General features: G+C 45.2%; 7 protein-coding genes. 5 read left to right on the top strand and 2 right to left on the bottom strand.

Annotated elements, in window-relative coordinates; translation table 11 throughout:
• Window positions 1-31 precede the first annotated feature (31 nt).
• Entirely contained in the window at window positions 32-637 is a 606-nt protein-coding gene (locus DWX33_RS08555) for a DUF4858 domain-containing protein (protein ID WP_008772812.1), read from the top strand.
• On the opposite strand, the gene nudC is transcribed toward DWX33_RS08555, so the two are convergent.
• Entirely contained in the window at window positions 608-1,381 is a 774-nt protein-coding gene (gene nudC, locus DWX33_RS08550; RefSeq protein WP_009016882.1) for an NAD(+) diphosphatase, read from the bottom strand. The two genes, DWX33_RS08555 and nudC, sit on opposite strands and share 30 nt — an antisense overlap.
• 213 nt (window positions 1,382-1,594) lie before the next feature.
• On the opposite strand from nudC, the gene DWX33_RS08545 reads away from it, so the two are divergent.
• A complete protein-coding gene (locus tag DWX33_RS08545; RefSeq protein WP_122380203.1) occupies window positions 1,595-3,982 on the top strand; it encodes an ABC transporter permease in 2,388 nt (795 codons plus the stop codon).
• On the opposite strand, the gene DWX33_RS08540 is transcribed toward DWX33_RS08545, so the two are convergent.
• Entirely contained in the window at window positions 3,921-8,030 is a 4,110-nt protein-coding gene (locus tag DWX33_RS08540) for a hybrid sensor histidine kinase/response regulator transcription factor (RefSeq protein WP_122380202.1), read from the bottom strand. The genes DWX33_RS08545 and DWX33_RS08540 overlap by 62 nt on opposite strands.
• Window positions 8,031-8,192: 162 nt before the next feature.
• Between DWX33_RS08540 and DWX33_RS08535 the strand changes: the two genes are divergently transcribed.
• From DWX33_RS08535 to DWX33_RS08525, 3 genes are all read left to right on the top strand, one after another.
• Window positions 8,193-10,589 (top strand): TonB-dependent receptor, encoded by a 2,397-nt coding sequence (locus tag DWX33_RS08535; RefSeq protein ID WP_048927128.1) that lies wholly within the window; start codon window positions 8,193-8,195, stop codon window positions 10,587-10,589.
• A gap of 234 nt (window positions 10,590-10,823) precedes the next feature.
• Window positions 10,824-11,861 carry an ATP/GTP-binding protein gene (locus tag DWX33_RS08530; RefSeq protein WP_005867516.1) on the top strand — a complete coding sequence of 346 codons (1,038 nt, stop codon included), beginning with the start codon at window positions 10,824-10,826 and terminating at the stop codon, window positions 11,859-11,861.
• On the top strand, window positions 11,854-12,405 hold the full coding sequence (locus tag DWX33_RS08525; protein WP_005867515.1) for a hypothetical protein: 552 nt from the start codon (window positions 11,854-11,856) through the stop codon (window positions 12,403-12,405). The genes DWX33_RS08530 and DWX33_RS08525 overlap by 8 nt, the downstream gene beginning before the upstream one ends.
• The last annotated feature ends 125 nt before the right edge of the window (window positions 12,406-12,530 follow it).

Raw genomic sequence — 12,530 nt, 5'->3', positions numbered from 1 at the left:
TCTTTGAACACAATTAACAATTCAGGCATTCATGAGACCACTATTGATTGGATTTTTCGTCTGTATAAATATACACTTAGGCTATGCGCAATGGACTGAGCAAGATTCGATCTGGCTAAAGGATGTATTAGCAGGCAAAGATTCCATCAAATTGAACCCTGAATTCCAAAAAGCAATCCAAAGCGGTTCTTTCCTCAACCCGGAACCGGGAAAACCGATGGGGAAACCTCAACTGGCCGCTCCCAGCAATATCCCTATCACCAAAGATTTCTCAGAATATATCCAACAAGACGATACGACACACCGAAAAGTAGCATTGAAGGATTTACCGCCATCGGTATTCTGGCGACATAATCCACCGTATAAAAAGATACTGCCTGTCTATCAATCTATCTTAGATGAATTGAAAAGGACTCCGTCCAGTGGTCGTACCTCACTAGCTACCTTCGATTTAGGAAGGATGACCAGCCGGAAAACATATGTCCATAAACGCAACGCAAAACGCAACGGAACTTGGCAAAACTACGGCAACCTCCCTACCCCGGATGTCATCTCTAAAAGGAAGAAATTCGAAAGACAACAGGCAGAGGCCGCAAAAAAGGACTCCTCATTGATGATCCAACCACCAATCGATTAGCTTACGGGCCAAGCTCAACTTACGGGGGATCTCCGGTAGGTTATCTTTGGTATAGAAGGCACCAGAACTTAGTTCCTCATCCTGCAACTTAATTTCCCCACTTACATAATCCGCTACAAAGCCTACCATCAAGCCACTCGGATAAGGCCAGGGTTGGTTTCCGAAATAAGTGATATTATCGACCTCTAAACCCGTTTCCTCACGGACCTCCCGACGCACACACTCTTCCAAGGTCTCGCCAACTTCTAAGAATCCGGCCACTAATCCATGGAAAGTTCCCCGGAAATTACGGGCATGTACCAAAAGAATCGAATCCTCCTTACGGATCAAGACGATCATCGCTGCTGAGATTGTCGGATAAATCTCATGTTTGCAAGAAGGACATTGCTTCATGATCGACGTAGTCTGTACGGTAGGAGTACCACATACCGGGCAGAAACGGCTATGGCTATCCCAATAAAGCAATTGAAAAGCCTTACCCGCCTTCTCGTAACACGCTCTCGAGATATAATCCCAAGAGGCACGCAACCCCATATGTACGTAACGGTCATTCCCCTCCACCGGAGTATCCAATTCTGCCGTACGCGCGGGAAGTCCATCCCGGTAATCAACCTCCAGCGTATGAGAAACCGGAACTGGGGGATTCTCGCCATAAGGGATGGTATACGTATCATTCTCTTTCTGAAGCAACAGTTGGTCTTTATAAAAAAGGAACCAATAACAGAGTTTATTTGAAGTTTCCATGCTGATATTTCCGAATTATCTTTCTATATGTAAAACATCCGCGAACTTACGAATTAAAATCAAATAACGTGCGAAAGCGAACGTGCACCGTGCGAAGGCACACACAATCGTTTCTAAGCATTTTTCTATTATCTTATGATTAGCAGAACGTTACATCGATGGCACATTATTTGCCTCTTTTCTAAAAAATGAATATATTTAAAACCTGTTACAATGAAACTAATGATTCGAAACTTACTTTATCTATTCAAGCGGTTTAAGACCGCCGTCGTGTTAAACCTCTTCGGCTTGACAATCGCTTTCGCCGCCTTCCTCCTGATAGTAATGCAGGTGGATTACGAGATGAATTACGATGCCATGCACAGTAAATCGGGCCGAACCTTCCGGCTAGAGGCAAATCACGGAGAATTCGAGCATAACGCCATCCATTGCCTAATGTTTAGCGATGCTTTTGTTAACTCATCCGCTCATATCACGGATTACTCCTACCGTTATCCATTCTACGGAGGAGAACGGTATTGCCAAATCGACGAGGTAGACGATCAAGGAGAAGCGAAAGTCTTCAAGGAAAACTTCCAGCTTTGTCTACCCAATATCTCAGATGTCTTTGATTTCCACATGAAAGAAGGTTCCGTCGAATGCCTATCCATTCCCGGTTCCGTACTCATTCCGGAGAGTGTCGCCAAAAGGCTGTTCGACAAACAATCCGCTATCGGTAAACGTATCCGGATGTCCGGCAGTAGTGGCTGGCAACCTGTAAGTACCACGATACTTACTATTGGGGGTGTCTATAAGGATTTCCCGGGAAATACTACAGTACAAAACCGTATTTACGTCCCGATGGACCAACTGGATCTATTAAAAAGTTCTTGGCAAATGTATGCCAACGAAATATACGTCACGCTAGACGATCCCCTAAATAAAGAGGAGGTATTGGATCATTTCAACAAGACTTTCGATTTCGCTAAAAGCCAAATGGGTTCAGCGCAAGAGATCGCATTACGTCTAACCCCCTTAAAGGAAGTTTATTACACGCATGATACAACTTTCGACTTTAATCCGAAAGGTCACCGGGAGACAAATTATGTGTTACTGGGTATCGCTTTCCTCATCTTATTCATCGCCGGAATCAATTTTACCAATCTCACAACCTCGTTGATTCCCCTACGATTGAAAACGATCAATACGCACCGGGTATTAGGATGCTCCATCTATAAGTTACGAGCCATCTCACTGATTGAATCGATCGTGATCTGCTTGATATCCTACATTCTCGCCTTATTCATCGTAAACGATTTGTCTTACACACCGATCGCTAATTGGGTAGATGCGGATATACGTCTTAGTCAATACAAAGGCCTGATCCTTCTCACAGCACTGATCGCTATCTTGACGGGTTGCTTGGCGGGACTTTATCCAGCTATACGAAGTACCTCCTATGCGCCGGCCTTGGTACTAAAGGGCTCTTTCGGTCTTAGTCCCAAAGGGAAAAAAGTACGTGTCGCCCTGATCGGTTTCCAATATACGGTATCGATCGCCTTGATTATTGTCACCTTATTCATGGGACTTCAGAACCATTTCATGACCTCTAGCGAGCAACTAGGATTCAATAAAGACCAAGTAGCCATCGTGAACCTGACACCGGAGATCTACGCCAAGCATAAGCCCCAATATATCCAGAAACTTAAAGATTATCCGGGAATAGAGGATGTGGCCTTCTCCGTCTACGAATTATCGAAAGAAGATGACATGATCGATCTCGAATATGCCCGTCATGAAGATAAGGATGTATTCTTCAAGGTATTCTATGCCTCCGAGAATTTCCTTTCCGTCATGGATATCCAAGTAGAGGAAGGAAGGGATTTTACACGGGAGGATTTAAACAAGGCACAAAGTGATTATATCATCAATCCGGCGGCAGAGCGGGATTTCCACTTACATCCCGGAGATCGTTTCAATGATCGTACGGTTCTAGGAGTCAGCAAGGATTTTCGGTTTAACTCTTGCCGGATCGCAAGCTCGCCTTTCGTATTCGCATTGAATAACGATATACCCAATCCTAAATTGGTATCCTATATCCGCTTCAATTCGAAAACGAATTTACAGGAAGCTGTCGCCCACGTCCGGGAAACATTGAAAGAGATCGATCCGACTTTCCCTTTCGAGATCTCTTTCTACAACACCATCTTAAACAATTTATATCAGAAAGAACAAACACTGGGTAAACTCATCTCCCTATTCGGAATAATGGCGATCTTGATCTCTATCGTAGGTGTATTCGGACTCGTGCTATTTGAGACGCAATACCGCCGGAAAGAGATCGGCATCCGCAAGATCAACGGAGCGACTACCGGACAGATTCTTTTGATGTTCAACAAGACTTATATCCGGATCGTCTCCGTTTGCTTCATCATCTCGATCCCAATAGCATGGATGGGAACACAACAGTGGCTAGAGAATTTCGCTTATAAAACACCACTCCATCTTTGGGTCTTCATCGTAGCTTTCCTAATCATTCTCTCGGTTACGATCGGTACCGTTACTTTCCGGAACTGGCAAGCGGCGAATGAGAATCCTGTGAACTCGGTGAAGTCTGAATAAACTCACTCGGAGTGATCCCGTAAATTTCTTTAAAGCAACGGGTAAAATAGTTCGGATCGGAGAAGCCGACCTGAGCAGCTACCTCCCCGATCGAATAAGCGTGCTGCCCCAATAACTCGGCGGCACGCTTTATACGTATATTACGGGTGAATGAGGAAGCGGAGCAACCGGTAGTAGACTTTAATTTCCGAAATAAGCTGGCACGGCTCATCGCCATCTCGGAACAGAAAAGCTCTACATCAAACTCCGGGTCCTGCAAATGAGCCAGAACGACCTTTGTCACTTTCGAAACAAATTCCTTATCCGGATCGGCGATGGTTTGCTCTGGAGTACGCAAGTCGAACCGATCCCTGAAATATAACTTTAGTTGCTCACTACGTTTGAGCAGATTCTTGATCTTCGCTTTTAAGACAGCAAGACTGAACGGTTTAGGCAGATAATCATCCGCTCCGGCTCCATACCCTTCCAATTGTTGACGTTCTTCCGCTAAAGCAGTCAATAGGATAACCGGTATATGGGCCGTCCGTTCATCCGTTTTCAAAGCCTCACAACATTCAATCCCATTCATGACCGGCATCATTACATCCGAGACAATCACGTCCGGTAGGATCTCCAAGGCTTTCTCCAAACCGACCTTTCCGTTTTTCGCTATCACGACCCGGTAATTCGTTTGAAAAGCATTCATCAAATAACGACATAGATCCTCATTATCCTCTACAAACAAAAGCGTTTGTCGTAGATTCTCCGGGACCGGGTTTGTTCCTTCCAATGGAACTGATTCCCGCAAAGATGCCTCTTCCATTTTAGGTTCCGAATACTCCAACCACTCCTCAGGATAAGCCTCTTCCGATATAGGCAAGGCAACCGTAAAAACAGAACCTTTCCCCAATTCACTCTCACATTGAATGGTTGCCTTATGTAACTCCAATAGCTCTTTTGTGTACGCAAGGCCGATCCCCGAACTCTCCGAGCGGCGAAACGCTATCGATTCCCCCTTATAATATTGATCAAAAATATACGGTAACGATTCGGGGGGAATGCCGATTCCACTATCCGTAATTCGTAAAGTCATGACCGCATCGGATGAGCTTTGCTCCAATAAAGCGGAAAAGCTTACCGAACCACCATCCGGCGTATACTTAAATGCGTTCGACAGTAAATTATATAGAACCTGCTCTAGGATATTCTTGTCAAAATAAGCGATTGAGATATCCGGGGCAATCGAATACGTAAACGCAATTTTATAGGAATCGGCCAAAGGAATAAAGGTTTCCGAAATCTCCTTTAAGAATCGACTGAGATCCGCACAAACAATATGCGGGGAAGGAACTCCCCGGGTCAATACCGATAAATCCAGTAATTCATTGACATGCCGAATCAAGCGATTGGTATTCCGGGAGATCGTACGCAAAGTTTCTTTATCTCCACAAGATTCTTCTGAACCGGAATGCCGTTCCAGATCCTCCGTCAATCCCTTGATTATCGTCAGCGGGGTACGAAGCTCATGAGAGACATTCATAAAGAAACGAGTTTTCAACGCATCTTTTTCCTCCAGTTCTTGCTTGGCCTGTTTCAACAGCCGTGTACGTTCTTGTATCTTACGCTCCAACTCGGCTTGGCGAAGCTGATACCAGCGCACCCGGCTCTTATAGGCGATATACAACAGTACGCATACAACCACGAATACCAGCAAAATAAACCACCACGTCCGCCACCAAGGAGGAAAGATCCTGACAGGTTCGGTAATGGGAGCGCTCCAATAGGAACCATTGCCGGAAGTTTCCACCCGAAACACATAGTTCCCCGGTGGTAGGCGGTTATATATAGCCGTACGATCGCTGGCGTCCACCTCCCGCCAATCCGTATCATATCCATCCAGACGATACCGGTATCGGATACTACGGGGATGAGAATAATCGAATGCGATAAAACCCACCTGTAAACCTTGCTTCTCACGTGAGTCTCCGATCGTGAGGTTCGTGATTCGCAAAGACTCAGGTATTTTTCTCAAACCGTCCGTTAACTGAACGGGATCAAAAGAAACGATCCCCTCATTACTGCCAAATACAAGTTCACCCGATTTGCGCTTACAGCAAGCACCACCCATAAACTCATTCGATAATAAACCGTTCGCCGTCGTATAATTAACGATATGCCGGTTTTGTATATCCAAGCGACTCAGCCCTTTATTCGTGCTGACAAACAGGATGCCCGGCTCACCTTCACGGATTCCTCGTACGATATTTCCCGATAAGCCATCCTGTACCGTGAAATGATCAAATCGCCCGGTTCGCTTGTCGTATTGATCCAACCCCGCATTCGTACCGATCCACAAATAACCGGAAGAGTCCACAAACAGACAATGAATATGATTCGACGCAAGGGGATTCATCTCACCCGGTATATATCGATACGTGATAAGCGCTCTCGTCTTCGTATCCCACACCCGAAGCCGCCCCTCATCCGCTCCTCCCCAAAACCAAGACTCTTCGCTCACGCATAAATTACATAACTCCGACAACGAGTTGATCGGATAATCATAAGAGACTTGGTAATCCGGTATAAAAGGGCAGATTCGGAAATCATCCAGATTCAACCGGTCCGGGTTGGCGTCTTGATAACTGATCCATAGGTTCCGCTCCGAATCCTCACGGATAGAACCTATAATCTTTCCGGATAAAGAGGACGGACTTTTTCGGGGTGAGAAGGTAAAACGCATATCTACCCGGGAAGTCTTATGGTTAATCCGATCTAATCCCCTAGAGGTCGCAACCCAAAGATTCAGGTCCGAATCCTCATAAACGGCTAGGATATGAAGAGAAGACAGATTCTCTTTTTCCGTGTATCCCAAGGTATATCGAAACAAGGAAGGTGTTAAATCCGCATGGCTCACCCCATACGTGGAATGCCCCGCCCACAGATGATCCGAGTCATCCAGAAACAAACAGGTAATCTGGTTACTGCTGATAGAATGTGCGTCTTCCGGCACGTTCCTCAACTGTCCCATTTTCCTCTCCTTCGGAGAATAATAAAAAAGACCTTGATTGAAACGGCTATCATCAAACCAGACCGTTCCGTCCTTACTCTCGAAGATGGATCGCACTTGGCATTCTCCCGTAGGTTCCAGATCCTCCGGCCGGTCAAAGAAATGCTCACATCGCAAGGCAAGCCGGTTCATCCGGCTAATCAAGCTTACCCCCTTATTATGTCCGATCCAGAAATCACCATCACCGGTCTCCAAGAATTGATATACCCGAGTATCCTCACGACCGACAGATTGGAAGATCTCTCGCTCTCCCATATCAAGCGAACGAAAAGCCCCTTCACGTCCCGTACCTAACCACATATAATCAAACCGGTCGATATAGATCGCGTTAACGCCATTCAAATTGCCGGCATTGATATCCTCCCGGTCATTTGTCCGTATCGTATAATCTTGAAAGTGGTTTGTTTCTTTGTCATACAAACTAAAACCAGCTAAAGTCCCTACCCAAAACGAATGATCCGGCGCCGAATACAAACAATTCACAGGAGACGACGAGACTACCGAACCCGCCGGCGAAAGGCGTACCAATTTCTTCTCTTTAGCATCATACTCCAACATCCCGTTCTCCGTACCTATAAAGATATGTCCCGGAACGGAGGCCGAGAAACAAGTAGGACTACCATACACACGTAACTGTTGTCGAAGCCATTCTTTCGTGAAATTCAAAAATGTATCCGAACCTCTGTCATAACGGCTAATCCCACCCGAGGAAAAAAAGATCCAGATACCTCCATCTGAATCCTCGAATAATTTATCGATAGAACTGCTTTGTATACTTTCCGGACAATCCGGTACGGGCAAGAATACTTTAAACGTATATCCATCGTAGCGGTTCAAGCCTTCAGTCGTCCCGACCCAGACATACCCGGTACGATCCTTCAAAATAGAGGTCACCGAGGAAGAAGAAAGCCCGCTATCCATTGTTATCCGGTCAAAAATAACGTTGGTAGCTTGCGTTCTCGTTACCATAAGTACAAACAGCAGTAAAAGGTATATTCTCATCCATTCATCCGATTAATGCCCCAAATATAAAGATTAAGTGGGTGAAAATCACAGAAAACAGAAAGATTGAACGATTTGTACGGTATTATGAAACATATGTCCGGCCCGCTCCCTCCCTATTTCCCTAGCTTTGCGGTATCAATTCTAAAACGAATGTAAAATATGAGAAAACTTTTTCTATCGCTAGTATTCCTTAGCGCACTACTATCTATCCATGCGAATCCGGGTATTAAAGGAATCGTAATCGATCAAACCACCCGTAAGGCATTAGACTACGCTCACGTTGTATTATATGATGGAGATCATATCGTCGAAGAAGCTATGACTGAAGCGAACGGTTCTTTTCTAATCCAGCCCGTAAAACCGGGAACGTATTCGATCCGTATCCATTTTCTGGGATATGATGTTTATATGGGAGAGGAGTTTATCCTTACAGAGCAAATCAAAGATCTGGGTATTATCCCGATGCAAATGCTTGAGGTAGGCTTACAGGAAGTGGAGGTCGTAGCCAACAAGAAACAAGTCATCTATAAACTGGATAAAAAGATCATCGAGGCTTCTTCCAACCTGCTTTCCTCGGGAGGAACCGCTGTCGATATCCTAGAGAACACGCCTTCCATCCGGGTGAACGCCGAGGGAGAGGTTACCTTCCGGGGAAGTAGCGGATTCACGGTCTACGTAGATGGAAAGCCCAGTATATTTACCGGGACCCAAGCCTTGGAACAGATCCCGTCCGGACAAATCCAGAATATAGAGATCATCACCACCCCGTCCGCCCAACATGATACAGGGGGTGATGTCGGGATCATCAATGTCATTACCAAGAAGAACTTCGGGGAAGGGCTGAGCGGAGTAATCAACCTAAGCGGGAATACGGTATGGAGCCGGACCTTGGATTTCTTGTTGACCGGACAAAACAAGGCGTCTCAATGGCGTATAGGCGGTTATGTGGGAAACCGACTTCGTAAAAGTCATTTTACCCAAGAGAAAACGACGTTGGTAAACGATACGACAACGACTTCTTATTCCAATGGCCCCCGTGAAAGTAACGGCTACGCATATATTCTCAACGGAGGTTGGAGCTATACGCAAAAACAAACGACTTTTTCTATTAACGCGGAAGGCGGATATGCCGGACTCAAGCGAAAAGGAGATCTGGAATATACGGAAGAACGTTCCGCTAATGGCGAGCAATTCGAGAACGGAGAGTTCAAGAGCCTTGACGACTTTGATATCCATGAGACTTTCGGACTAGGGAATCTGGCCGTGGATCATAAGTTCAATGATAAGGGGCATAACCTTAGCGGTAGCTTCTTCTTGAAATATGGAGGCGACGCTCTGGAATATTTCCAAAGCGATCTGTTCGACAAAAACAACGTACGCCAGCAAGGTCATCGTGCGTGGGAGGCCGAACATCGTTGGACCGTCCGTGCGAAAGCCGATTATGTATTTCCATACAGCAAAACCGGACAAATCAAGGCGGGTTATCAATATTTCTCATACTCGGAAGACGGCGATTATAGTATGCAGTTTTGGAACCCGGATACCAAAGAGTTCTTCTGGCGTGACGATATTTACAACACGTTCTATTTCCAACAAGGGATCAACTCCCTTTATGCGATCGTTGGGGATAGCTACCGGTCTTTTGATTTTCAAGTAGGATTACGGGGAGAACATACGCATCAAGTATTACGTAGCTCCAAAGATTGGGCGAACCGCCTACAAAGGCGTTTTGAGTTGTTCCCATCCGCCCATATCGGTTATAACCTCACACAAAATCAGAAGCTTCTATTCGCTTACAGCCGTCGTACGACCCGACCAGAGCTTTATTTCATGGAGCCATACATCACTTACAAGGATTACTATACAGCCGAGATCGGTAACCCGGATATACGCCCAGAGTACATTCATTCTTTCGAGTTGAATTATTCCTTGACTTCCGGCGACAATGCCTTGTCTGCCTCCCTATTCCACCGAACCCGCAAAGACAAGATCGAACGATTACGGGTTCCTTACCAAGCCGGGGTTACCTTGGATTCCATGGCGAACGTGGGACATGATTATTCCACCGGAATAGAACTATCGGGCAGTTTGCAGGCCACCAGTTGGTGGAATACGCAAATAAACGGTAGCCTTTATCACTACCGGGTAGAGAACGAGTATAAGACGGACGGGAAGAATGAGACCAGTACCAATTACGAGATCGCATGGAACAACGCTTTCACGACCGGGAAATACACAAGGATACAGCTTGACGGCAATTTCGTAGGCCCTTCCGTAACCACCCAAGGAAGAACCCAGTCGTTCTGGTTTGTCAACCTAGCGATACGGCAACAATTCTTCAAACGGAAGTTGACGGCCACCCTCTCTTTCCGGGATGTCTTCAATACGGCCCGTTATGTCAATACGATCACTTCCTCGAACTTGATTTCCAAAACACGAATCCGGCCCGATTACCCGTTGATAGGCTTGACCCTTAGCTATACGTTCAACCAGTTCAAGCTAAAGAATGGCTTATCCAACAATTCAAAGGATTTATTCGAGGGGACGAATCATTAATACCGAATTACCCTACTTTCAAAGTAAGCTAGCTTCGTTGGCAAAGTAAGCTAATTAAAATGCCCAAGTAAGTTAACTTACTTTGCCAACGAGATAAACGTAGTGGTCCTTATATCTTGTTTACCGAGGATAGAATACATCATTGGGTAACTGTAACTTTTTTGAATCCAACTTTGTTACTTTCCAATTTTAAGTTACTTTTGTGAACACTTAGTTAAAAATGAGGTATATTCAATGATTAACAGCATATTACTGACTAATTTCACGGGCTTTGCAAACAATCGTTTCGATTTCACCGAAGGAGTAAATGTCCTCATCGGCAAGAATGGTACCGGCAAGACACACGTGCTTAAATGCTTGGCTGCCACCTTGCAGGCACGTCACGACTTCCTCGGCAAGAACTCTGCTTCCAAAGAGCAGTTTGAGTATATCTTGGCGGAAGATATGATCTATTATTTCAAGCCGGACATCATCGGCAATTTGGTCAGCAAAGGACTACCTTCCGGTAGGGCGAACATTGCGGTTACGATAGATAGCAAGGTATTGCAATATAGCTTTTCCTCTGCAGCCAAGACGACTGTGAAATTGGAAACGGACGAGAAGTGGAACGACCGTCATTTCATCTACATCCCTCCTCGTGAAATGTTCTCTTTGTTCGAGGGTTTTATCGGTTTGAGCAGTAAGCGTGAGATTTCATTCGACCAGACCTACATCAATCTAGCACACGCATTGGCTCTCCCCGTATTGCGTGAGTCTGAAGATAATCCGTTGAGACCGGCTGTTGAGTTGTTGGAACGGGAATTGCAGTTCAAGGTGCTGCAGATGAACGGACGTTTCTATATACAGACGGAAAGTGGTAATATGGAAGCGCATTTGGTGGCAGAAGGTCTTCGCAAGTTGGCCTCTATCTTATACCTCATACTGAATGGGGAAATTAATGCGAACACCATTCTGTTCTGGGATGAGCCGGAAGCCAATTTGAACCCGGCTCTTATCAAAGTGGTGTCGAAGTTCATCCTTGTGCTTCAGGAATGTGGTTTGCAGATTTTCATCGCTACACACGATTATTTGCTTACACATACGCTTTCTCTTTATTCCGAGTATAAAGAACACACCGGTGTATCTGTCAAATTCTTTGGGCTGAAAAAAGAAGGCAAGGGAATCATTGTAGAGGAAAGCGAAACCTTGGCAGGCATACAGAGCAATCCGATTCTGGAGGAATATGCAGCCTTTTACGACTTGGAACAACAATTCATCAGCAAATATGAGTAATTTTCAGGAAAGCGGCATAAACTTCAAGTTTCAATCTCCCAAATGGAACGTTGTCAAGTACGACGAACATTTGGCGCACAAAAAAGTAAGCAATGCCTTGCAGCCTACCAAAGCGGTGGACTTTTTAGGTATTCATGACAACAGACAGTTGTTTTTGGTAGAAGTAAAGAATTACAGAGGGCATACACACGATGCAGAGACTCAGGAAGTGCTTCAGGCAAAAGGCGAGGAATTAATGCGCAGGATTGCTGTCAAAGTTAGGGACACAATCGCCACGGTAACTAATTCTGCTCGTTTTTCGACCAATGATGAGGATTTTTTTACCCGGATTAATCAGTTGCTACTTGATAATCAGAAAAAGATAGTCATTATTGCCTGTATAGAACTAGACATTGCTGGTGAAAAAGAACACAAAGCCCGTATGAGTGTCTGGATGCAAAAATTAAAGCAAAAGTTGGCATGGTTACATGCGGCTAAAATTTCCATCAATCCGATTGAAAATATCTCTGCTGTCTTGCCGGATACGGAAATCTTGTTCGTGTAATCTCCCGGCAAACTTTAGTGACCTTTGTTGCCGGTCTTTTATTAGTCCGTCTTTTTCTCTTCTGTGGATTCCCCAAAAGTAAGCCCCGATCGAATAAACGACCGGGGCTAATTCTTTTCCCGCTT

This window comes from Parabacteroides sp. AF19-14 (assembly GCF_003635485.1).
Classification (GTDB): domain Bacteria; phylum Bacteroidota; class Bacteroidia; order Bacteroidales; family Tannerellaceae; genus Parabacteroides; species Parabacteroides distasonis.
This window is presented reverse-complemented; position numbering and strand designations above follow the sequence as displayed.

Coding starts and splice junctions, on each gene's coding strand:
- DWX33_RS08555 (WP_008772812.1), top strand. CDS start 32: ATGAGACCACTATTGATTGGATTTTTCGTCTGTATAAATATACACTTA.
- nudC (WP_009016882.1), bottom strand. CDS start 1,381: ATGGAAACTTCAAATAAACTCTGTTATTGGTTCCTTTTTTATAAAGAC.
- DWX33_RS08545 (WP_122380203.1), top strand. CDS start 1,595: ATGAAACTAATGATTCGAAACTTACTTTATCTATTCAAGCGGTTTAAG.
- DWX33_RS08540 (WP_122380202.1), bottom strand. CDS start 8,030: ATGAGAATATACCTTTTACTGCTGTTTGTACTTATGGTAACGAGAACG.
- DWX33_RS08535 (WP_048927128.1), top strand. CDS start 8,193: ATGAGAAAACTTTTTCTATCGCTAGTATTCCTTAGCGCACTACTATCT.
- DWX33_RS08530 (WP_005867516.1), top strand. CDS start 10,824: ATGATTAACAGCATATTACTGACTAATTTCACGGGCTTTGCAAACAAT.
- DWX33_RS08525 (WP_005867515.1), top strand. CDS start 11,854: ATGAGTAATTTTCAGGAAAGCGGCATAAACTTCAAGTTTCAATCTCCC.